We start from the raw sequence: 22,294 nt of genomic DNA on the forward strand, positions 1-22,294 counted from the left end.
CCGAAAAAGGCAAAAGCAGATTCTCTTCGAGGATGACAAACAGGAAAGGCCAATGCGTAAAGGCGATAGGCCGGATAAACTGGACGTATGGTCTCTGCGTTGGAAGAAGCGGTTGCATTGATGGCTCGGCTGCGTGGGCCGGATGGGTGTCCCTGGGATCGTGAGCAGACCTTCGACTCCATCAAGCGGCATACGCTCGAAGAAACCTACGAGGTCTTCGACGCGATCGAGCGGCGCGCGTGGCCGGACCTGAAGGACGAGCTTGGCGATCTGCTTCTGCAGGTGCTTTTTTACGCCCAGATGGCGCAGGACGCAGGCTACTTCAACATCGAGGATGTCGCGGCGAACCTGAATGCGAAGCTGATCCGGCGCCACCCGCACATCTTCTCCGACGGAACGGTCGACAACGCCGACCAGGTGAATCGCAACTGGGAGGCGGTCAAGAAGCAGGAGAAGGCCGCGCGAGGCGTCTCCGGCGGCCTGCTGGAGGATGTTCCACGGTCCATGCCGGCGATGATCGAGGCGGCGAAGATCGGCTCGAAGGCCGCGAAGGTGGGCTTCGACTGGCCGGATGTGTCGGGGCTATTCGACAAGCTGGATGAAGAGATCGGCGAGCTGAAGGCGGAGCTTGCGCCCGGTTCATCGGAGCGAGCCTTCGACGAACTGGGCGACCTGCTGTTTACCGCGGTCAATCTTTCACGCCATCTGAAGCTCGATCCGGAGTTCGCCCTGCGCGCCGCGAATGCGAAGTTTCGTGCGCGGTTTGGCGCGATGGAAGCTTTGGCGGGTGGAGCGTCCGCGCTGGAACAGCTTTCGGCGGCCGAACTGGAGGCGCTTTGGGTGGTTGCCAAGGCGAAGACAAAGACGGAAGCAGATTCTTCGCTTCGCTCAGAATGACAGACGATTTGCGGACGACAGCCAAAATGCAAGATACTCCAGAGATTCGAATCGAAGTGCTCGACACGCTTCCCGCCTTCGAGCGCTGCGTAGAGCTACAGCTTGCCACCTGGGGATACGATGGCGGCGACGTCATTCCGCGGAAGATGTTTCTGGTGGCTCACAAGATCGGCGGCATGGTGCTGGGGGCGTTCGACGGCGACGTCATGATCGGCTTCGCGATGGGCCTGCCGGGCTTCCGCAAGGGCGTGCCGTATCTGCACTCGCATATGCTGGCCGTGCTGCCGGAGTATCGCAACGCGGGCATCGGACGGCGGCTGAAGCTGGCGCAGCGCGACGTGGCACTGGAGCGCGGCTTCGACCTGATGGAGTGGACCTTCGACCCGTTGGAGATCAAGAACGCGTACCTGAACATCGCGAAGCTGGGCGCGATCGCGCGGCGGTACGAGCCGGACTTTTACGGGGCTTCGAGTTCGCCGCTGCAGGGCGGCCTGCCGACCGACCGGCTGTGCGCGGAGTGGTGGCTGCGTTCGCCGCGCGTGAAGGCCGTGCTGGCCGGCGCTCCACTGGCCATCGACGCAATCGAGACGATCGAGGTGCCGGCCGCGGTCTATCGCTGGAAGCAGAGCGAGGCCGACAGAGGGCTGGCCGCCGACCTGCAACGGTTGAACCGGTTGGCTTTGCAGGATTCTTTCGTGCGCGGGCTGGCGGTTGTGGGTTATGCTCTCGATGGCGAGCGGAATGGGCGATTTTTGATCGGCAGGACGGATTTGTAGCGGTTTTGGTGCAAACCGAAGCAAAGTAGATTCCCTGCGGGAATGACAAACAGGAAAGCAAGGACGAACGATGTTCAAGATCGATGCCATTCATCTCCGAGAGATCAACATGCCGCTGGCTCATCCGTTTCGGACGAGCTTTGGTCTGACCACGCAACGCCGCATCCTGCTGGTCGAGATCGAAAGCGACGGCCTGACCGCGTGGGGCGAGTGCGTCGCGGGCGAGCACCCTTACTTCAGCGAGGAGATGATCGACACCGCGTGGACGATCACCGAGCATGAGCTTGCGCCGAAGCTGCTGGGAGCGGAGCTGAAGGGTGGCGGAAGCTGTCCTGACGTCTTCAAGCAGGTGCGCGGCAACCGAATGGCCAAGGCGGCGCTTGAGAACGCGGTGTGGGATCTGGAGTCGCAGCGGCAGGGTGTGCCGCTGGCGCAGTTGCTGGGCGGCACGCGGGAGAAGATCGCCTGCGGCGTCTCGATCGGCATGCAGAACTCGCCCGAACTGCTGATGGAGAAGATCGAGACGGAGCTGGCGGCGGGCTATCAGCGCATCAAGCTGAAGTGCCAGCCGGGTACGGATACGAAGATCTTCGAGCAGGTGCGCGAGCGCTGGCCGGAGATTCTGTTGAGCTGCGACGCCAACTCGGCCTATCGGATGAAGGACTTCGACCACATCGTGGACTGGGACCGGTTCAACCTGCTGATGATCGAGCAGCCGCTCTGGTACGACGACTTTTACTTCCACTCCATGTTGCAGAAGCGGTTGAAGACGGCCATCTGCCTGGACGAGTCGATTCGCAACCGGCGCGATGCGCTGGCGGCAATCGACATGGAGTCGTGCCGGATTGTGAACATCAAGGTTGGGCGGGTGGGCGGCTTCTCCGAGGCGATCGCGATCCATAATGCGACGGCTGAACGTGGAATCCCGGTGTGGTGCGGAGGCATGCTGGAGACCGGAATCGGCCGCGCGCACAATGTGGCGCTGTCGTCGCTGTCGAACTTCCGGCTGCCGGGCGATGTGTCCGCCTCCGCGCGCTACTGGGCGGAGGATGTGATCGAGCCGGCGGTGACGGTGAGCGCGGAGGGCGAGATCGTCGTGCCGACGACGCCGGGCAGCGGCTACGAGGTGCGTCGCGACCGGATCGAGAAGATCACGGTGCGGCGGCGGACGTTGATTGCAGCGGCGCGCACAAGTTCGTTCATCGGCTAGAGATGTCTGGTCGCTCAGGTCATTGGAGCTTCGCCGGCAGCGGCGTTGCGAGCAGTAGCCGGATGGCGTCCGGGTAGGGCATCGACGGGATCACCTGGAAGCCGGAGGCGGCGATCTCGCTGTTCTCGCGCACGGTTTTGACCATCAGGGCGCGGACGGTAACGTGCTGGATGAAGTGCGAGAAGATCCAGCGCTGATTCGGGCTGCCCGCGGCGGCGACATCGGTCTGTTCGAGGATGACGTGTCCGCCGGGATAGATATGCGCGAGCATGCCCCAGCCGAAGTTGACGCCCTGGAAGATGTCGGCGTCGAGCCGCAGCATGCGGTGGCTCTGCGGGTCGATCCAGACGCGTCCGCGCAGTCCGGTGAGCGCTTCGGAGGTCATGGTCGGCGGATGCCACCTGGGATTGGGGACGAAGTCCAGCACGACCTGACCGGAGGAGCTGCCCGGCATGGGAAACTGCGGCTGACCGGGAACCCAGGTGTAGGTCATGGCGTCCGGCATCAGACTGACCAGGTCGACCGCGAGCTTCTTGCCGGTGACGTCGCCGCGCACGTGCTTGGCGAAGGCGGCGGGCGAGTCGATCATGGCCTTCAGGCGCTCGTGCTCGGCCTGATCCTCCTCGGGCGTGAGCGGGCGGCCTTCCTTGAAGATGAGGCGCGCGACGGTGCCGTCTTTCGATTCGATGACGTCGCGGTACTGGTCGCCGTGGCCGTTGACGATGTGGACGCGATAGCGGACGAAGACGCCGTTGAACTGGATGATTTCGAGTTCATGTTTCGCGGCTTGCGCGATCAGGTCGTGCGCGGCCTCGGGTGTCATCTGCGACGGAGCGCGAAGCGCGGAACCAAGCATCAGGACCAGGCCGGCCAGCGTACGAAATGGGGTGCGGGGGTGGCGGCGCATGGACGTCACTGGCTCTTTCCCGGTTTCTCGCACGCGGCCCCTCGCTTTCCCCTTAGTATCAAGCTCAGGGTATTCGACGCGCCAGACGCAGCGAAAGTTTTACGGTTTGCCTCGATGGTTGTGGATGGGTAGAGTTAGGGCAACGAGCGGCGACTCTTCGGAGCACGCCGCGGGGAAAAGAGGATCGATGAAGCCAGCAGAGGGTTCGACCGTCATTGGGAAGTCCGTTACGATTCGTGGGGAGCTTTCGGGCAGCGAGGATCTGTTCATGGACGGGGTGATCGAAGGTACGATCCATCTCGCGGAGGGACGCCTGACCGTGGGTCCGAATGCGAAGATCCAGGCCGATATCGCCGTGCGCGACCTGATCGTATACGGGCAGGTGGACGGGAACGTGATGGCCTCGGGCCGCATGGAGCTGCGCCAGACCGCGGTGGTAAACGGCGATATCCACGCCGCGCGGCTGTCGGTGGAAGAGAGTGCGAGCATTCGCGGACGGGTCGAGCTGACCGGCGGCAAGCTCGACGCGGCGCAGTAGGGAACGGGCCATGAGTCTTTTCGGCAGGAAAGACGGCGGTAGCTCGCGCCCGGCGCAGGATCGCAGTTCACGCCACTCCAGCGGTTGGGCGCAGATGCTGAAGCATTTGAAGTCGACCGACGGGCTGCGTGTGCTGGACATTGGTCCAACCTCTTCGAGCAATATCAACTTCCTCACGGGGCTTGGGCATAGCATCTACATGGCCAGCGTCGTGCCGGAGGCGGCGGAGTTTCGCCGCGAGGGCGCCGACGGCGTCGAGTACGATGTGGACGGCTTCCTGAGCCACAACCTCAGCTTTTCGGGTCGCGTCTTCGATGTGGTGATGCTGTGGGATGCGCTCGACTATCTGCCGGAGCCGCTGGTGGCGCCGACGCTGGCGCGCCTGCTCGAGGTGATGACGCCGGGCGCGCAGATGCTGGCGTACTTCCACTCGAAGCCCGATGGGCCCGAGACGGTCTTTACCCGCTATCACCTGACCGAGACCGAGGATGTGTCGATGCAGCGCGTCGGAGGATTTACGGTGCTGCAGACCTTCACCAACCGGCAGGTCGAACAGATGCTGAAGGAGTACGCGAGCTACCGGTTTTTCCTTGCGAAGGACGCTCTGCGCGAGGTGATGGTGACGCGGTGAATATTGCATGCGAGTAGGTGTAGAAAGAAGAACGGCGCCGGAGAGTGATCTCCCGCGCCGTTCTTCTTTGCCTGTTGCCTTATTCGGTGAGTTAGCTGGCGGTTGCGCTGCGTCGTGCGGCCCAGCGGCGCTTCATTGCGTCCGCGATCGCCTTGCGGCCTTCGGGGGTCAGTTCACGCTTTGCCTTCTTCGCGACCGCGGGGGCTTTGGTCGGGACTTTGGTGGTGGCGTTCTTGCTGCCCTTGGGACGGCCGCGTCTCGGCTTGTCGGCGGCAGCGACGACCTCTGTGCCTGCAAGCAGCGCGCGCGCCTGCTGCAGCTTCGATATCTGTGAATCGAGTTCTGCGATGATTTTGCTGACTTCCACTATGTCCTCCCGTGCAAGCCAAGCTAGGTAACAGTGGGGAGCTCTGTACCGTACCTGCCGGGCAATACAACAGCTTTCAAGATACAGACAAAGAATATCCCAGCGCAAATGGGAGATATCTTTTCTATATACAAAATAGCGATTGAGAACGAAGGATTGCCCCATCTTTTTCAAGCCAGACAAATTGAGCCTGGGACTTAGAGCGGATTACCTTTAGATCTCAAGCAGCAGCCCGCAATGCTTGTCATCCTGAACGAAGTGAAGGATCTGCTTCAGGCTTTCGTCGTTGCCTGTTCATGCTCGAGTCAGAGGCGGAAGGCAAGCAACAGCAAGAACAAAAGCAGGTCCTTCGGCTACGCTCAGGATGACAGGCAGTTGGGGCTGCTCGCCAGCAAAAGGTAATCCGTCCTGGGGTGGGAAATAATCTGCCGCGACGAGGTAAGACGAGCTTTCCACGCTCGATCGCGGCGTGGAATAAATCTGCCCAGCACAAAGCCAGGGCGGTAGCCCTGGCTTAGGTGAAAGTAAAGTAGGTATAAATCACTGATTTAGGTGAGTACCTTTGTCTCCTTCGTTGGATCCACGGCCGGCTTCGACAGAGAGTAACCCGGTCCTGCATCTTCGACCGAGTCGTAACGCGAAGAGCCGAGATGAGGCTTGGAGGCGGGCTTCTGCATGCACTCCTTCAGGCCATTCAACGTGTGCTGCTGGTTGTCCGCGAACTCCTTCGCCATGTTGGTGAGGGCGTAGGTGATAATGTCGCTGTGATGTAAGTCGTGCATCTGCGGCATGCGGCGCAGGTTGAGCCAGAGCCGGTGTACGAGTTGCACCTCGTCGGGATTGATGGTGGGAGCATGCGGTCCGATGTGATAGCTGAGCGCCTCGCCATCGGGCTTGACGACATAGAAGGTGAACTGCCGTTTGGGTTCGGGCAGCGCCTCCCACGCTTGTCCGACGTGGTAAGCCTGTTCGTGCGCGGTGAGCTTGGTGGACTGGCCGGAGACGACCGCCGCGCAGTCGAGCGAGTTAGCCGTCTGCGCCAGGGCGGCGAAGATATCGCCCGCGGGTACGACCAGCAGCGAGATATGCTTGCCGAAGCTTTCGGCGACCGAGACAGCCTTCGTGAAGAGCATCTGCTCGTGCTCGCTGAAGAGCTGCTCGGTGGCTTCGAGATAGTCCGGTCCGCCGGCGCCGGTCATGCGCGCGGCAAGTACGACTAAGTCCTGCTCGACCGTATTGGTATGGGTCAGCGCCCACTTCAGCGCGATCGGCGCGGTCGAATCGCGCATGGTGACGATGACCGAGCCGGGACGAATGTCGAGCGCCTCGCGACCGACCGTGTCCTGATGCTCGAGCTGGAAGTGCTCTTTCATCTGGCGCTTGGTCATATCGTGGCGACGCTTGTTATCGCGCTCGGAAAGCGAAAATATGACGAAGAACGTAGCGGCGAAGAGTACGCCACTTACGGTTGCAACCGACTTGGTGAATAAGTTGACGATGGCCGTGGTGAGCAGGACCAGGAAGACGGAGATAAGTCCGAGGGGTAGCTCGGTCTTGCCGATCTTCAGGTTCAGCGGCACCTTCCAGCCTCGCTCGCCCTTGTACTTCCAGCGGAGGACAAGCATGGCGAGGCAGTTGAAGGTGAAGCTCCAGATGACGCCGAAGGCATAGGCCTCGCCCAGCATGATGACGTCGCCGCGGGTGACGATGATGGTGAATAACTGCAGACCCGCGACTAAGTTGACGATGCGATAGCTGGTGCCGAACTTATGCTGTGGCTTGCGGAACCAGTCGGTGAGGACGCCGTCTTCCGCCACGCGCATCAGCACGCCGGTCGAGCCGACGATGGCGGTATTGACCGCGCCGCCCAGGATGAGGAAGCCGACGATGACGACGAAGACGCGGAAGGCGATGCGCATCGCCATGGGCCCGACCATGTACATGGCCATGCCGGCGATGAGGTTGTCGCGGTAGACGGGCACGCGGACGGCGTCCGGAATGAGCATGACGGCCAGCAGCGAGCCCAGGCCGGTGAAGATGGTGCTGTAGATGGCGATGACGATCGCGGCGCGCTTGAGGTTCTTGAGCTTGGGGTGGCGAATCTCGCGATTGACCTGCGCGAGCGATTCTTCGCCGCTCATGGCGAGCACCGAGTGGCCGAAGGCCATCAGCACGCCGAAGAGGCCGACGGTGCGCATGAAGCCGGTATGGAAGAGGAAGCCCTGGGCGTCTTTGCTGAAGTGCAGGTTGGCCGGGGTGGGCCAGGGCGGCAGGTGCGCGCCGAGGTGGATGGCCGAGAAGATGCCCCAGCCGAGCAGCAAAACGACCATGACGGTCGTGATCTTCATGACCTTCAGGGCCTTATCGCTCGATTCCTCGATGCCCTTGATGTTCTGCCACCAGAAGTACACGGTGACGATGACCGCGATGACGGCGGATGCGCCGTCGACGGGGAACTGGCGGGCCGCCCCGGAGGCGTGGGTGAAGGCGCCGTGCAGCCAGTGCTGACTGCTGCCGAGGCGGAGCAGTTCGTTGAAGAGACCGATGATGTACTGTCCGGCGGAGACGCCGGAGATCGGTCCGGTGAGGATGTAGTCGAACATCAGCGCCGAGACGCTGAGCTTGGCGAAGGTTCCGCCGAGCGCCTCTTTGACGATGCGGTAGACTCCGCCGCGGGTGAACATCGAGCAGGATTCGACGTAGACGGCGCGCACGGCGAAGGAAAACAGCATCACGCCGAGGATGAACCAGGGCGCGGACTTGCCGACGGCCTCCTCCGCGATGCCGCCGGCGTAGAAGGCCGATGATCCTAAATCATTGAGAACAATAGCCGCAGCGCGCCAGAAGGAGATGAAGGTCAGCATCACGGAAGATGCAATGACGAGGCGGACGCGTGTCTGGGCGGCAGGAGTGGCGGGAAGTGGGATGGTTGATTTAGATGCCATGGTTGGGTCGGTGCGGGCGGGCGGAGCGGCCGGTTGTGCTGGCCTAGTCTTCGTCTCCGAATAGCTCCTTCATGTCTTCCGCGAAGCTCACCACGATGACGATAGCGCTGCCGGCCATTCCGAGGAAGAAGAGGGGCACGACGGCCGATGCGATGACGTGTAGCAGCGAATCCATATTTTTATTGTAACTCCCGATATTGCAGCGTGTGCGTGAATGTTCCGGCGCCGGCGCGAATGATTGGATGCAGTTGGCAATGTTAGACTTCGTTGCGATGCGACAAATTCCTGTGCGACTTTGGCTTCTGGCGGTGGTTTCGGGCGTTCTGCAGGTGCTGGCGTTTCCGCTCACCCAGCAGATACAAGGGTGGCCTGTGCTGGCCTGGGCGGGGCCTGTTTTTCTGCTGCTTGCACTTTTGGACACGAACGCAGAGGGCCAGGCGCTCACCGTGAAGCAGGGCGCGGCGGTTGGGTATGCCTGCGGCATTGTCTGGTATATCGGCAACTGCTGGTGGATTTATCAGACGATGTATCTCTACGGCGGTCTGCCGAAGCCGGTGGCTGCGGTGATTCTGCTGCTGTTTGCGATGTACCTGGGTCTCTATCATGCGCTGTTCGGCGCGCTGATGGCCGGGCTGCGGCGGCTTGGGACGGGCTGGGCGCTGGCGCTGGCGCCGTTCTGCTGGGTCGCGGTGGAGCTGGCCAGGGCGAGGATCACGGGGTTTCCGTGGGATCTGCTGGGGAACTCGCAGGTGGACAATGCATTGCCGTCGCATTTGGCTCCTTTCGCTGGGGTGATGGCCGTCAGCTTTGTCGTGGCTGGGGTGAATGCATCGGTCGCCTCCGTATTTTTCCAGAGAACCCGGCTTCGCCTGTCTTTGGCGGCGGTGTTCGTTCTCGTGGCTGGCGGGCTGACAGTTTTGCCGCCGCTCGATATGCCATTGCTGAATAAGCATCAATTTTCGACGGCTGTTCTGTTGCAAGAGAATCTGGAAGTTGGAGCGGTGGGTAAGGAAGCCGCGCCATTGACCATGGAGGAGAAGTATCGCGAATTTTCCCGGTTGAGCGAGCATCCGCTCTGGTCTCCAGCGGCGACCGCCGATGGCTTTGCGGCATGGCAACAGGCCGAGCCTGCTCCTGCACCTGCCTTAGTCGTCTGGCCAGAAGCGCCAGCGGATTTTCTTACTTCCGACGAACGCTTTCGCGGCATCTTGGGCGATGTGGCGCGCGCCACAAGGGCGCCGGTGATTGCAGGCAGCCTTGGCGTGGATCGCGATCCCGGGGTCCAGCGCGGGTACAAGCTGTACGACTCGGCGGCTTTGATTGCTCCTGACGGCGGCTTTCAGGGGCGGTACGACAAGATTCATCTGGTGCCGTGGGGGGAGTATGTGCCGTTCAAGGAGTTATTCTTCTTTGCCGGTAAATTGACTGCGGGCGTAGGCAATATGGACCCCGGTTCACGGCGCGATCTCTTTCACGCCGGGGGCCATGTTTATGGTGTTTTCATCTGCTATGAGTCGATCTTCGGGGATGAGGTGCGGGAGTTTGTGAAGAATGGCGCCGAGGTATTGGTCAATATCTCCGACGATGGATGGTATGGGGATACCGGTGCTCCGTGGCAGCATCTGAATATGGCTCGAATGAGGGCAATCGAGAATCGTCGTTGGGTAATTCGGGATACGAATACCGGGGTGACGACAACGATCGATCCTTTCGGGCGTACTATGTTGGAGGCTCCGCGGCATGTGCGTGGGGCATATGCGATGCCGTTCGAGTATAAGTCGAGAGTTACTTTCTATACGCGCCACGGAGATTGGTTTGCGTGGGTTTGTCTGTGCGTTACGCTCGCGGGGCTCGGATGGGCTCGACTTACTCAGACAAAGGTAGAAGCAGATGCTCTTCGAGGATGACAAACAAGAGGATTGGCAAGTACAAACGCAGGTCCTTCGCTGCGCTCAGGATGACAGCGTGGGGGAGTCAGGCTCGGACGATCATGACCTCGGTCGCCTTCATCAACGCGGCTGCGGTCTGGCCTTTGCGGAGCTGCATCTCGCGGGCTGCGTCGGAGGTGATGATGGAGGTGATGCGCTGGTCGCCTATCTCCAGCACGACCTGCGCCAGCAGGCCGCTGATCTTCACCTCGATAATGGTGCCCACTAATTGATTGCGTCCGCTGACGTTGCGGAAACGCTCGCGGGAGGACCTGCTGCCTTCGCCTGGCGCTGCTTTTAGAAAGGGCTTCAGGTCGCTCTGCGCGATGCGATGGTGACCGCCCGGGGTCTTGATGGTCTTCAGCGTTCCGGCGAGTATCCACTGCTTTAGCGTGGGGTAGCTGACGCCCAGGGCGGCGGCCGCTTCGCTCGGTTTCAACAGGACATCCGCATCTGGCATCGACGTGCGCCTCGTAACGCTGAGGGCAGTATAACTCCCATATCTGAACGGGCTTAGCCGGGAGTCCAGAGGCACGGAACAGGGAATGAGGAACTGTCTTCCGGAATGGGCTAGAATCGAACTCTATGATTACCGATCTTGAATACGCCTACTCCCCGGTCCGCGACAAAGTGCGCGATCTGCGGGAGTATCTTTGACTCGTCCCGCCTGAAGCGTGAACTGGCAAGCATTGAAGAGAAGATCGCCGACCCCGCCGTGTGGGCCGACGCCGCGCGTTCGCAGCCGTTGATGCGCGAACGCAAGCGGCTGGAGACGCTGCTCGCGGACGACCGCGAGATCGAACGCCGGGCCGACGATATCCAGGCCTACTTCGACCTCGCGAAGGAAGATCCTGCGAGCGAAGTGGAGATGGCGACCGAGCTCGAACGCGAGATTCCTGCGCTGCGCGACTTCGTCGAAAAGCTGGAGTCGAAGACGATGCTCTCGGAGGAGACCGATCCGCTGAACGCCATCGTCACCGTCCACCCCGGCGCCGGCGGCACGGAGAGCCAGGACTGGGCCGAGATGCTGATGCGCATGTACCTGCGCTGGGCCGAGCGCGAAGGCTTCAAGACCGAGATCAACGAGATTCAGGATGGCGACGAGGCGGGCATCAAGTCGGCCACGTTCACCATCACGGGCGACTACGCCTTCGGCCTGCTGAGCGGGGAGACGGGCGTGCATCGCCTTGTGCGTATCTCGCCCTTCGATTCGGCCAAGCGGCGGCATACCAGCTTCGCCAGCGCCTTCGTCTCGCCCGAGATCGACGACACGATCGTGATCGACATCAAGACCGAAGACCTGCGCATCGATACCTACCGCTCGGGTGGCAAGGGCGGACAGCATGTGAATACGACCGACTCCGCCGTACGCATTACGCACATCCCGACGGGCCTGGTGACCGGCTGCCAGAACGAGCGCTCGCAGCACAAGAACAAGGAGCGCGCCATGAAGATGATGCGCTCCAAGCTGTACGAGTATGAGCTGGACAAGAAGAAGGCCGTGACGCGCAAAATCGAGGACTCGAAGCTGGACATCGGCTTCGGCTCGCAGATTCGCAGTTATGTACTGCAGCCGTATCGTATGGCGAAGGATCTGCGCACGCGCGTGGAAGTCGGCGATGTGGACAAGGTGTTGGATGGCGCGCTGGAGCCGTTTATCCGCGGCTATCTGAAGATGCGGCGCGAGGGCCATATGCCGGCGCCGGTGGACGACGCGGACGATCTGTAGCTCCTGTTTGTGAACCGGTGTCTGTCCGCCTGCATCCTATCGGTGAGGAGAACGGACCGATGGCGGATGCAAATGCGGGTTTGGTGAAGCAGCTTATCGCGCTGCTGAAGGGCGGGCAGGCGCACGCGGACTTCGAGACGGCGGTGAAGGATTTTCCTGTCGAGCTGCGTGGGGTCGTGGTCGATAAGCTGCCGTATTCGGCGTGGCAGATCCTCGAGCATATGCGGTTCACGCAGCGGGATATTCTGGACTTCAGCGCCCCGCCGACGGGTGGATATCAGCATCATGCCTGGCCGGACGCGTACTGGCCGAAGTCTCCGGAGCCGCCGTCGGCGCATGCATGGGACCATGCGATCGTGGAGATCCGGGCGGATCGCGCGAAGTTCGAGGCGCTGCTGACGAAGCCGAACGTCGATCTCTACAAGCCCTTCATGTGGGGCGAAGGACAGAACCTGCTGCGCGAGGCTCTGCTGATCGCCGACCACAATGCGTATCATCTGGGCGAGCTGATCGTGCTGCGGCGGTTGCTGGGTTGCTGGCACAAATAGCAGAGGGGATAGCGTGAACGAGTCGGGAACGATCCAATCGATGCTGACGGCGAAGACGATTGCCGTGGTGGGGCTGTCGGACAATCCTGCCAAGGCGAGCTATCGCGTGTCGGCCTACATGCAGGCGCATGGATACCGCATTCTGCCGGTGAATCCGGCGGTCGAAAGCGTACTGGGCGAGAAGTCCTATGCGTCGCTGAGCGAATTGCCCGAGAAGCCCGCCGTGGTGAACGTCTTTCGCCTGCCGGCGGCGATTCCGGCCATCGTGGATGAGATGTTGACGCTCGGGTTGACCGACCTGTGGTTGCAGCAGGGCATCGTCAACGCCGAAGCCGCGGCAAAGGCCGAGGCGGGCGGCATCCGCGTTGTGATGGATCGCTGCATCATGGTCGAGCATGCGCACCGGTTGTAAGGACTTTGTAACCGGCTTGGGGCGCCGCGCGTCGAACCCCTACAATCGATGGATATGATACGTACGCCAAATCGCCTGTCTCTTCGCCTCTTTGCGGTGCTGTTTTTACTTGCCGGTATCGCGCGGGCGCAGTTTGCGGCGGTGGGCGATGGCGGTCCCGGGCCGGTGAAGGCGCAGCATCTGACGGCGGAGCTGGTTTCCCTGGCGCCCGCCGTTTCGCCGGGCGGAACGGTGCAGGTCGGATTGGTGCTGGCGCTTGAAGAGCACTGGCATGTCTACTGGCTCAACGCCGGGGATTCGGGCGAGCCGCCGAAGATCGTGTGGACGCTTCCGGCAGGTGTGACCGCCGGCCCGATGCAGTTCGCGGCGCCGTCGCGGCTACCGCTCGGGCCGCTGATGGACTTCGGATATGAGGAGACGGCGGCGTTTCCGTTGACGATCTCGGTTGCGCCGGACGTGAAGCCGGGCAAGGTGCATCTGGATGCGAAGGTAAGCTGGCTGGTCTGCGCGCAGGTGTGTATCCCCGGCAAGGCGCACCTGGGGCTGGATCTCGACGTTCAGCCGAACGCGCCCGCGGGGCAAGCGGCAGGCGCGCTTGGCACGGCCATCTCGTTGATTCCGAAGCCGATGACGCCGGCGATGAAGTTCTCGGTCGTGGGCGGCAAGACCGATCTGGTATTGACCCTTCTGACCGGCCACGACGAGACGGATGCGGAGTTTTATCCCATCGATCCGGATATCATCGCGAACGCCGCCCCGCAGATGGGAGAGGGTATTAAGGATGGCGTGCGAATTCGCGTGAAGCGCGCGCCGGAGTTGACGGCGCTGCCCGCGACGCTGCACGGCGTGGTCAAATTTTCGGACACGCTCTCGTATGAGGTGAATGGACCGGTGACGGCAGGCGAGGTTGCGCCTTCGGCCGGAATGTCCATCTCTTCGAGCAAGCCCGGCGCACCTGCCGGGGCGGACGGTGTGACCTGGATCGGCGCGATCGGTCTTGCGTTCGTCGGCGGCATCATTCTGAACCTGATGCCGTGCGTCTTTCCGGTTCTGTTTCTGAAGGGGCTGGCGTTGGTGCAGTCGTCGGGCGAGGAACGCGGCCGCATGCGGTCGCATGGACTGGTCTACACGCTGGGGATTCTGGTTTCGTTCTGGGTGATCGTCGGCGTGCTGCTGGGTCTGCGCGCGGGCGGCAGTCAGGCCGGATGGGGCTTCCAACTGCAGTCGCCGGTATTTATCGCGGTGCTGGCTTCGGGGCTGTTCTTCTTCGCGCTGTCGCTGGCGGGACAGTTCGACATGGGGCTTTCGATGACCTCGGTCGGCGGCGAACTGGCGAAGAAGGAGGGGTTCGCGGGCAGCTTCTTTACCGGCGTGCTGGCGACGATTGTCGCCACGCCCTGCACGGCTCCGCTGATGGGCGCGGCGATCGGCTTCGCGCTGGCGCAGCCGCCGGGCGTGACCTTTGCGGTATTTACCGCCCTCGGTCTTGGGCTGGCCCTGCCGTATCTGCTGCTGACGCTGCAGCCCGCGTGGACGCGTATTCTGCCGCGTCCCGGAGCGTGGATGGAGACGCTGAAGCAGGCGACGGCGGTGCCGCTCTTCGGTACGGTGATCTGGCTCGCGTGGGTCTACGGTCAGCTCTTCGCGGGCGAGTCCGGCGAGAGCGTCAACCACCTGGCGATGCTGCTGACCTGCTTTCTGTTGTTGGCGATCGCGGGCTGGGTGATGGGCCGCTGGCCGGGCAAGTGGTCGAGCGCCATCGTGGCCGGCGTGCTGATTCTGGTCGGGCTGGCGATCCCGCTCTCGCAGCGGGCGGATGCGGGGCCATCGGCGACGAAGGCCGGAAGCTCCGCTTCGAAGGATGGCTTGCTGACGTGGGCGCCGTACTCGCAGGCGGCGGTGGACGCGGCGCGCAAGGACGGGCATCCGGTCTTCATCGACTTCACGGCGGCATGGTGCTTGAGCTGCCAGGTGAACGAGCGGCTGGTGCTGAAGTCGGACGAGGTCCAGAAGGATCTGCGCGACCGCAAGGTGACGCTGCTGAAGGCCGACTGGACGAAGTACGACGAGACGATCACGCAGGCGCTGGCGGCCGTGGGTCGCAGCGGAGTACCGACGTACGTGATCTATCCCGCTGGTTCCGGCGCGCCGGATGTGCTGCCCGAGGTGCTGACGAAGGCGATTGTGCTCGACGCGATCAAGAAGGACGCGGGCAAGTAGAAGATGAGCTCTCAGCCATATCCAGACGCGATTGACGTGAGTCTGGTTGGGTCATACCCGGCGGTCGTCTGGAATGGGGGAGGCTACGTCTGGGATGAGGTCTTAGAGTACCGAGTATGGTGCCATCCTAAAGGTGGTGCTCCAGACGAACATGAGGGCAATGACTATTACTATGCGTATGCCAGTTATGCTGAGGCAGTTGCAGCCTCAAAGAGAATCGAAGGCGCGGAAGAGCCTGTCGCGCTGATTCGGCAGTTAGAGTATCTGGCAGAGGACGAGCCGGGGGAGTATCAGCACATAAAAGACGTGCGCCTGACTGAGTGGCCTGTCGAATTCTTGACACGTCCAAAGCGCACGGCGGATACGATCCTCGCCTTCCTGTCATCCGATGCTCCCGCCAATCGTCTCGACATTCTGCGAGGTTTGGCAGGTCGTGGAGAGTGAGCTTCACTCCCGGAGCGCATGGAATGAGAGTGCCGCGATGGAGAGGAAGGCTTACCCAGGGGCTGAAGCCCATTCTTTGCAGGGTTCGTGTGCCAAGGCTGAAGCCTTGGCCTACCTCGAAACAAAGACGCTGAAGCCTTGGCCTACCTGGAAGCTGGACCACGACACGACATCATCCATGACGCGGAAAGATAGCTATTTGCCGTTGTTGTGCAGGTACTTTTCCGGCAGCGGATTCTCGGGGCTCTCCCAGTCCCAGTAGATCTGCACGATGTACCAGCGGCCTGCGCTGTGGAGCAGTTCGAACGATTTGATGCCTCGCGCGATCGGCTTGGGCTCGTCCTCGCGATTGCGCGACTCGTAGGTCGAATAGACGTGCGCCATGACGCCGAACTGTTCGATCTGGTTGGCGGGGCTGCGGTCGAAGAAGCCCTTCTGCGCGGTCGCTGCGTTGGAGCCCGCCGCGTACTCTTCCGGCGTCAGGTAGATCACGTCCGCGGGGCGGGAGCCGCGGGCGGCCAGGCCGACCACGATGCGTCCGCCTGGAGTGAACAGGGAGCGCAGACGGGTCCGATCGAGCTTGCCTCCGGCCGGCGCGGAGATGGCGCTGTAAAACGCATGCACGGTGCTCTGGATGGTTGCGACGTCGGCCGGATCTGCCTTCGGCCACTCCGGATGCGCGCTGAGATCGGGCTTCGGAGCCTGCGGTTTAGCGGACGAAGTTTGAGCGGCAAGCAAGCCGGCGGGGCAGAGGGCAAGCGAGAGAATCAAGGTGCGAATGGCCGGTCTCCTGCGGTCGTGATAGTTACAGTCCCTCTGACGATTGGATCGGCTATAGGTCATGCTCCGGCGACTCGCCCCTGGCGCTCGCGTCCACCTGCGTCTGCAGGCGTTGCGGCGGATGCCGTTGCCCGCCGGAGGAAAAGCGCGCGCAAATTGAAACCGAACCCGATACAGCCCCAACCAACCTGTTAGACATCGAAAGGTATCGTAGCGGCGGAAAGCCTGCCGACCGCAATCGCCGGATGTCCTGGGGAGTTCATGGGTTTTCTGTTGGAACGCTGGCCGAAGCCTGCGCGGGTCTTGCTGCTGATTCCATTTCTGGGCCTGTATTATGTGCAGCTCGTCCACCATCAGTTATGGCGGGACGAGATCAATGTGTGGGGCATCGCGTGCGTCAGCCAGAGCTACGCGGAGCTGCTGCGGCGCGTCCACTACGAAGCGCATCCCGCGCTCTGGTACACCCTTTGCTACGCGGCCAGCCGCATCACGCGCGAGCCGTGGATGTTGAAGGTCGTGCAGGGCGTGATCGGCACCGCGATCTACCTCATGCTCGCGCTGACGACGCCCTTCCGGCTGCGCGAGCTGGCGCTGATCTTCATGGGCTACTATGTCTTCTTTCAATACACGGTCATGTGCCGGATGTACGGATTGGAGCTGCTGTTCGCGCTGGTCTATGTCTGGTTCCGCATGCGGCGTCCGGAGTGGATGGTGCGGAACACGCTATGGCTCGCGCTGATCGCGAATGTGGATATCACCGGCGCCATTCTGGGATCGGGCCTGCTGCTGGAGTATGGGGTCGAACGCTACCGGGCGCAACGGGCTGCGGGCCGGGTTGAGGCGCGTCGTTATGTCTCGGCGGCGGCGGTCTATGCGGCTGGCATTGCGCTGGCGATGTTTACGGCTTGCCCGGCGAAGGACATCAGCTGGACCTCGACCGGCCATGCATTCTCGCAGTTCTGGGATCTCGAGCACCTGGGCGAGGGCTTCGCGAAGTGGGCGGGCGTGGCGTGGTTTCCGCAGGTGTCGGACCCGGTGAGCTTCTGGGGTGGCGATCCCGTGTGGCCGACTTCGCTCTTCGTACCGATCGCGCTGGTGTTGCTGTACCTGATGTTCCGCCGGCAGCGCCACCTGGGAATGATGGTCGGCAGCGTCCTGGCGATCGGCGTGCTGTTTTCGCAGGTCAGCGGCGTAGCCGGCATCCGGCATGTGGGCGTGATGTATATCGCGTTCCTGGTCGCGTTGTGGATGATGCGTTACCGTCACGAGCAGGTCTCCGCCGCCAGCTACGTGCTGCTGGGGCTGATCGTCATCTCGAGTGGATACGAGGTGGCGCGCCAGTGGGGGAGGCCGTATACCGACGACCAGGCCGCGGCGCAGTGGATCGTGGCGCATCATCTGGAGAACGAGCCGCTGATGGGAGAGCCGGATACGCATGTGATCGGCGTCCCCGAGCGGCTGCAACGGCCGATCTACCAGATCGAATGCCAGTGCGTCGACCGCGTGATGACCTTCGCGGGACGACGCGACTGGATGGTGATGCACCGGGATGTGCCGGCGGGCGTGATCGAAGGGCTGAGGCGGCTCGATGCGCCCGAGGTGCTGTTTCTGATGAACCGCACCTTGAGCGCGCAGGAGACGGACGCGTTGGCGAACGGAGAGGTCGAGGCCGATCTGCTGGCGCAATTCGACCGGGGCTACGTCGAGGATGAGCACTTCTACGTGTACCGGCTGCGGCGGAGCGGCTCGCCCGCGCGTGCGATCGTCCAAACGGCTGCGAAGCAGGCTCCTGGGGCCAGGACTCAGGGGTCGGAGGGCTTGGGGGCTTTCTAAATTCTTAGCCCTGCCGCTTCGAGGCCTTGATCCGCGCAATCTCCTCCATGCGCTGGGCGAGCAGCTTTTCGCGGCCCTCCTGCGTGGGGTGATAGTAGCGGCGGTTCGCGAGCGAGGGCGGCAGGCAGACCATGTCGGCGACACGGCCCTCCACGTCGTGCGCGTACTGGTACTCCTTGCCGTAGTCGAGCGACTTCATCAGCTTCGTGGGCGCATTGCGCAGGTGCAGCGGCACGGGCTCGGCGACGGTGTTGCGCATGTCCTGTTGAACGGCGTTGTAGGCCGTATACACGGCGTTCGACTTCGGCGCGAGCGCAAGGTAGACGACCGCCTGTCCGAGCGCGAGACCGCCCTCCGGCTGGCCGAGGAAGTGCATCGCGTCGCGCGCGGAGAGGCAGAGGTTCAACGCCTCCGGCGCGGCCAAACCGATGTCCTCGACCGCCATGCGGACGACACGGCGCGCCACATACATGGGGTCCTCTCCCGCTTCCAACATGCGAAGCAACCAATAGAGCGCCGCGTCGGGATCGGAGTTGCGCACGGACTTGTGCAGCGCGGAGATGATGTCGTAGTGCTGCTCGCCCTGCTTGTCGTAGAGCAGCATGCGCCGCTGCATGGCCTCGGCGGCGACGGGCTTGGCGATGGTGGTTTCGCCGCGTCCCTGCGCGAGCTTCGCGGCGACTTCGAGTGCATTCAGCGCGTTGCGTGCGTCGCCGCTGGCGTAGCTGGCGATCAGCGCGAGAGCTTCGTCGTCGGCCTCAAGCGCCAGTTTGCCGAGGCCGCGTTCCGGATCGGTCAGGGCGCGGTTCAGCAGGGCGATAATCTGGTCTTCGGTGAGCGCGACCAGCGTGTAGACGCGGCAGCGGGAGAGCAGCGCGGCGTTGATCTCGAAGGACGGATTTTCGGTCGTCGCGCCGATCAGCCGGATGGTTCCGCGCTCGACGTAGGGCAGGAAGGCGTCCTGCTGGGCCTTGTTGAAGCGATGGATCTCGTCGACGAAGAGGATGGTGCGCGAACCGAAGCCGGCGGCCTTTTCGGCGTCGATCATGACCTGCTTGATCTCCTTGATGCCGGAGAGCACGGCCGAGAACTCAATGAAGCTCGCGCTGGTGACCTGCGCGATGATCTTGGCGAGGGTGGTCTTGCCGACGCCGGGCGGACCCCAGAAGATCATGGAGGCGGAGTCGTCCTGCTCGATGGCGATGCGCAGCGGCTTGCCGGAGCCGAGCAGGTGCACCTGCCCGGTGTATTCGTCGAGCGTGCGAGGGCGCATGCGCTCGGCGAGTGGCGTCTGTTTGGTGGTCTTCGCGGGTTGGGCGTGCTCGGTGTCGAAGAGGCTCATGCGTTCTGGAGTATGTTTACGAATGCTGCGGTTGCCGTTTTTGCTTCTAGGCCGAGGCTTTAGCCTCGGCACTCAACGTCGGTAACAATGCGGGCTTTAGCCCCTGGGGTATGCTCTTTTTTCGCAAGCTACGGAAACAGTAAAAGGATCGTACGATATTTTTGCGGCGGTCTGAGAGTGCATACCCCAGGGGCTGAAGCCCCTTTTCCCGCCAAGAATTTGGATGCCAAGGCTGAAGCCTTGGCCTACCTGGAAGCTCTTTGCCGGGATGCTTCGTAGAGGAGCAGCGACCCGGCGACGGCGGCGTTCAGGCTTTCGACGCGGCCTGGCGTCGGGATGGTGATGCGCCGGTCGGCGAGCGCGGTCCACTCGGCGTCGAGACCCGCGCCTTCGTTGCCGATCAGCAGCGCGGTGGGCAGCTTGAGGTCGGCCTGCTCGATGGGGATGGCGTTGGTGGGCATTGCGGCGAGGAACTGGACCTTGTGCGATTTCAGCAGCGCTACGGCTGCTTCGTCGGCCTGTGCGACCGGCAGGCGGAAGACCGAGCCGGCGGAGGCGCGGATGCACTTCTGGTTCCACGGGCTGACGCCGCCCAGCGTGGTCAGGACGCCGGTCGCGCCGAAGGCTTCGGCCGAGCGGACGAGCGTGCCAAGATTTCCCGGGTCTTGTAATGCCTGGGCGACCAGGATCAGCGGGGTATTTCGGAGCATCTTTTCCACACTGCCGACCGGCGGTACGAGCAGCGCGGCGATGCCCTGCGGCGACTGCGTCTCGACGCAACTGCGGAAGACGTCGTTCGCGAGGCGGAGGACTTCGACCGACTTCGGCACTTCGTCCGGTACAGGCCGGCGCTCGCTGATGAAGACGGTTTTGAGCACCATGCCGCTCTGCAGCGCCTCCAGGACGAGGTGGTCGCCTTCGATGGCGACGAGGCCGCCCGAGAGGCGAGCCTGTCCGGCGAAGGCGGCGCGGAGCTGCTTGACGGAGGGATTGGCGCGGCTGGTGATGACGTAGGTCGGGGCTGGCATCTTGCTGCAGTTTACAGGTTTGACCGGGCAGTCAGGGGTTATGCTAAGGTGCGAAGATGTTTGGGAAGAGGGAGCGAGCCATTTGACGGCAGAGATTCTGCGTATCGATCCGGACGAACCGGAACCGACCTTGATCGACTATGTCGTGAAGAGCCTGAACGGAGGCAGCGTCGTGGCGTTGCCGACCGACACCTTCTACGGTCTTGCAGTCGACCCGGTTAACCTGCAGGCGGTCGACCGGATCTACGACCTGAAGAACCGCGCGCGGCATAAGCCGCTGTCGCTGCTGATCGGCGATGTGGCGCATGCGTACGAGCTGGCGCGCAATCTGGACACGGCATTCGACCGGCTGGCCGAACGCTTCTGGCCGGGGCCGCTGACGCTGATCGTCAAGGCGGGCTCGAAGCTGCCGCTGCGTGTGACCGCCAATACCGGCAACGTCGCGCTGCGCGTGCCGGAGGCGGAGATCGCGCGGGCGGTCGTCCAGAAGCTGGGGCTACCGATCACGGCGACCTCGGCGAATCTGCACGGGATGCCGGAGTGTACCTACGCGAACTGCGTGCGGGAGCAGCTTGGCGAGAAGATTCCGCTGATCGTGGATGGCGGTCCGACGGCGCGCGCGGTGCCGACGACGATCGTCGACCTGTCGGGCGGCGGCAACTCGTGGATGATTCTGCGCGAGGGCGCGATTCCGACGCACGAGATCGCGCTTTGTCTCTCCCGCTGAAGGCTTTGTCTCCCCGCGCTAAAGGCTCTGCCTCCAGCGGGAACGTTTGCGCATCCTATTGCAGACCGTCGAATCCCCGATAAGATAGGGGAATCTCGCGGCTTTTTTCAAAGACACTCATGGCATCTTCGACTGCCAATTCGCGAAGCTCTGTGCCGGCGCGCGCGCCAGGACGCGGCGGCGCGTTCCTGCGGCGGCTGCTGGGGCTGGTGCTGCTGGTCGCGCTGGTCTGGACGTTGTGGGTCGTCCACGAGATCAACGCCGTGGCCGATCAGGAGCAGGCGCAGCCGGCGGATGCGATCGCGGTCTTCGGCGCGGCGGAGTATCTCGGGCATCCGTCGCCGGTGCTGCATGCGCGACTGGACCACGTGGTGACGCTGTATAAGCGGCAGATCGCGCCGGTGATCGTCACGCTCGGCGGCGGCAGCGACAAGGACTCCGGCAACACGGAGGGCGCGGTGGGGCGCGACTACCTGCTGGCGAACGGCGTGCCCTTCGACAAGATCATCGCGGAGACGCGGTCGGTCGATACGGAGCAGCAGGTCAACCGCCTCGCCGAGATCGCGCGCGAGAACCACTTCCAGCACATCGTGGTGGTCAGCGACGGCACCCATCTTTTCCGCATCAAGCGGCTGTGCGAGGACGCCGGGCTGGACGTCTACACCTCGCCCCGACCGCCGCTGGGCCACATCGGCTCGTACGACCTGTTCATGCGGTACATGCACGAGGTGCTGAGCTACACGTCACTGGCGCTGGGGTTGAATGCCAGCTTTTTGCATCGGTGGCTTGAGGGTAAGGCGGATTGAGTTTGGCAAAAGGCTAATTCGAGAGCTGTAAGCTCTAAGCGTTTCAGCTTACAGCTAAAGCTTTGTTTTTTTGTTTGTCATTCCCGCAGGGAATCTGCTTCCGTCTTTCGCGCGCTCAACCACGGCAGCCCGGGTGCCCCATCCTTCGCGCCTTTGCGAAGGGTGGGAAGTCAAAAGCCCGGAGTTCGAGCGTCTTACGTCCCACCCTTTCGATAAAGCCGAAAAA

The 22,294-nt window shown here is 62.6% G+C and carries 22 protein-coding genes; 14 read left to right on the forward strand and 8 right to left on the reverse strand.

Features of this window, described 5'->3' with window-relative positions:
- The first annotated feature begins 87 nt into the window (after positions 1 to 87).
- The 3 genes from mazG (at position 88) to menC (ending at position 2,883) form a co-directional block, all read left to right on the forward strand.
- Entirely contained in the window at positions 88 to 897 is an 810-nt protein-coding gene (mazG, locus tag CHB87_RS10540) for a nucleoside triphosphate pyrophosphohydrolase (protein WP_089408389.1), read from the forward strand.
- 26 nt (positions 898 to 923) lie between these two features.
- Entirely contained in the window at positions 924 to 1,673 is a 750-nt protein-coding gene (locus CHB87_RS10545; protein ID WP_089408390.1) for a GNAT family N-acetyltransferase, read from the forward strand.
- Between the two features lie 70 nt (positions 1,674 to 1,743).
- Positions 1,744 to 2,883, forward strand: coding sequence for an o-succinylbenzoate synthase (gene menC, locus CHB87_RS10550; RefSeq protein WP_089408391.1), 1,140 nt, complete (start codon positions 1,744 to 1,746; stop codon positions 2,881 to 2,883).
- 19 nt (positions 2,884 to 2,902) lie between these two features.
- Here the strand turns inward: menC and CHB87_RS10555 are convergent, their stop codons facing one another.
- Positions 2,903 to 3,790, reverse strand: coding sequence for a hypothetical protein (locus CHB87_RS10555; protein ID WP_089408392.1), 888 nt, complete (start codon positions 3,788 to 3,790; stop codon positions 2,903 to 2,905).
- A 187-nt stretch (positions 3,791 to 3,977) separates the two neighbouring features.
- On the opposite strand from CHB87_RS10555, the gene CHB87_RS10560 reads away from it, so the two are divergent.
- Both CHB87_RS10560 and CHB87_RS10565 read left to right on the forward strand, forming a co-directional pair.
- Positions 3,978 to 4,328 (forward strand): bactofilin family protein, encoded by a 351-nt coding sequence (locus CHB87_RS10560; RefSeq protein WP_089408393.1) that lies wholly within the window; start codon positions 3,978 to 3,980, stop codon positions 4,326 to 4,328.
- A 10-nt stretch (positions 4,329 to 4,338) separates the two neighbouring features.
- Positions 4,339 to 4,959 (forward strand): class I SAM-dependent methyltransferase, encoded by a 621-nt coding sequence (locus CHB87_RS10565; protein WP_089408394.1) that lies wholly within the window; start codon positions 4,339 to 4,341, stop codon positions 4,957 to 4,959.
- Between the two features lie 91 nt (positions 4,960 to 5,050).
- Here the strand turns inward: CHB87_RS10565 and CHB87_RS10570 are convergent, their stop codons facing one another.
- The 3 genes from CHB87_RS10570 to CHB87_RS22745 all read right to left on the reverse strand — a co-directional run bounded on the left by CHB87_RS10570 (position 5,051) and on the right by CHB87_RS22745 (position 8,446).
- Positions 5,051 to 5,326 carry a hypothetical protein gene (locus CHB87_RS10570; RefSeq protein WP_089408395.1) on the reverse strand — a complete coding sequence of 92 codons (276 nt, stop codon included), beginning with the start codon at positions 5,324 to 5,326 and terminating at the stop codon, positions 5,051 to 5,053.
- Between the two features lie 548 nt (positions 5,327 to 5,874).
- Complete coding sequence (locus CHB87_RS10575) at positions 5,875 to 8,271, reverse strand: APC family permease (protein WP_176441695.1); 2,397 nt, start codon at positions 8,269 to 8,271, stop codon at positions 5,875 to 5,877.
- 43 nt (positions 8,272 to 8,314) lie between these two features.
- Positions 8,315 to 8,446 carry a hypothetical protein gene (locus CHB87_RS22745; protein ID WP_281252328.1) on the reverse strand — a complete coding sequence of 44 codons (132 nt, stop codon included), beginning with the start codon at positions 8,444 to 8,446 and terminating at the stop codon, positions 8,315 to 8,317.
- 67 nt (positions 8,447 to 8,513) lie between these two features.
- Between CHB87_RS22745 and lnt the strand changes: the two genes are divergently transcribed.
- Entirely contained in the window at positions 8,514 to 10,178 is a 1,665-nt protein-coding gene (lnt, locus tag CHB87_RS10580) for an apolipoprotein N-acyltransferase (protein WP_245817931.1), read from the forward strand.
- A 67-nt stretch (positions 10,179 to 10,245) separates the two neighbouring features.
- Here the strand turns inward: lnt and CHB87_RS10585 are convergent, their stop codons facing one another.
- Entirely contained in the window at positions 10,246 to 10,659 is a 414-nt protein-coding gene (locus CHB87_RS10585) for a TOBE domain-containing protein (protein WP_089408397.1), read from the reverse strand.
- A 125-nt stretch (positions 10,660 to 10,784) separates the two neighbouring features.
- On the opposite strand from CHB87_RS10585, the gene prfB reads away from it, so the two are divergent.
- The 5 genes from prfB to CHB87_RS10610 all read left to right on the forward strand — a co-directional run bounded on the left by prfB (position 10,785) and on the right by CHB87_RS10610 (position 15,552).
- A protein-coding gene (prfB, locus tag CHB87_RS10590; protein ID WP_217897029.1) for a peptide chain release factor 2 occupies positions 10,785 to 11,928 on the forward strand; the annotation gives its coding sequence in 2 pieces (ribosomal slippage) (positions 10,785 to 10,853 and positions 10,855 to 11,928; 1,143 coding nt in all).
- Between the two features lie 59 nt (positions 11,929 to 11,987).
- The gene (locus CHB87_RS10595; protein WP_089408398.1) at positions 11,988 to 12,476 is read left to right on the forward strand and encodes a DinB family protein; all 489 of its coding nucleotides are present in this window, start codon (positions 11,988 to 11,990) and stop codon (positions 12,474 to 12,476) included.
- A 13-nt stretch (positions 12,477 to 12,489) separates the two neighbouring features.
- Complete coding sequence (locus tag CHB87_RS10600; RefSeq protein WP_245817932.1) at positions 12,490 to 12,888, forward strand: CoA-binding protein; 399 nt, start codon at positions 12,490 to 12,492, stop codon at positions 12,886 to 12,888.
- A 54-nt stretch (positions 12,889 to 12,942) separates the two neighbouring features.
- Positions 12,943 to 15,108, forward strand: coding sequence for a protein-disulfide reductase DsbD family protein (locus CHB87_RS10605; protein ID WP_089408654.1), 2,166 nt, complete (start codon positions 12,943 to 12,945; stop codon positions 15,106 to 15,108).
- Between the two features lie 3 nt (positions 15,109 to 15,111).
- On the forward strand, positions 15,112 to 15,552 hold the full coding sequence (locus CHB87_RS10610; protein WP_089408399.1) for a GCN5 family acetyltransferase: 441 nt from the start codon (positions 15,112 to 15,114) through the stop codon (positions 15,550 to 15,552).
- A gap of 195 nt (positions 15,553 to 15,747) precedes the next feature.
- On the opposite strand, the gene CHB87_RS10615 is transcribed toward CHB87_RS10610, so the two are convergent.
- The gene (locus CHB87_RS10615; RefSeq protein WP_089408400.1) at positions 15,748 to 16,323 is read right to left on the reverse strand and encodes a hypothetical protein; all 576 of its coding nucleotides are present in this window, start codon (positions 16,321 to 16,323) and stop codon (positions 15,748 to 15,750) included.
- A gap of 270 nt (positions 16,324 to 16,593) precedes the next feature.
- Between CHB87_RS10615 and CHB87_RS10620 the strand changes: the two genes are divergently transcribed.
- A complete protein-coding gene (locus CHB87_RS10620) occupies positions 16,594 to 18,165 on the forward strand; it encodes a hypothetical protein (protein ID WP_089408401.1) in 1,572 nt (523 codons plus the stop codon).
- Between the two features lie 4 nt (positions 18,166 to 18,169).
- On the opposite strand, the gene CHB87_RS10625 is transcribed toward CHB87_RS10620, so the two are convergent.
- The gene (locus CHB87_RS10625) at positions 18,170 to 19,507 is read right to left on the reverse strand and encodes a replication-associated recombination protein A (RefSeq protein WP_089408402.1); all 1,338 of its coding nucleotides are present in this window, start codon (positions 19,505 to 19,507) and stop codon (positions 18,170 to 18,172) included.
- A gap of 245 nt (positions 19,508 to 19,752) precedes the next feature.
- Positions 19,753 to 20,535: a TrmH family RNA methyltransferase gene (locus tag CHB87_RS10630; RefSeq protein WP_089408403.1), complete on the reverse strand. Its 783-nt coding sequence runs from the start codon at positions 20,533 to 20,535 to the stop codon at positions 19,753 to 19,755.
- Between the two features lie 82 nt (positions 20,536 to 20,617).
- Between CHB87_RS10630 and CHB87_RS10635 the strand changes: the two genes are divergently transcribed.
- Both CHB87_RS10635 and CHB87_RS10640 read left to right on the forward strand, forming a co-directional pair.
- Positions 20,618 to 21,262, forward strand: a complete 645-nt coding sequence (locus tag CHB87_RS10635; RefSeq protein WP_089408404.1) for an L-threonylcarbamoyladenylate synthase — start codon at positions 20,618 to 20,620, stop codon at positions 21,260 to 21,262.
- A gap of 119 nt (positions 21,263 to 21,381) precedes the next feature.
- On the forward strand, positions 21,382 to 22,068 hold the full coding sequence (locus CHB87_RS10640; RefSeq protein WP_089408405.1) for a YdcF family protein: 687 nt from the start codon (positions 21,382 to 21,384) through the stop codon (positions 22,066 to 22,068).
- Positions 22,069 to 22,294: the final 226 nt, after the last annotated feature.

Origin of the sequence: Granulicella rosea (assembly GCF_900188085.1) — a bacterium.
Classification (GTDB): Bacteria; Acidobacteriota; Terriglobia; order Terriglobales; family Acidobacteriaceae; genus Edaphobacter; species Edaphobacter rosea.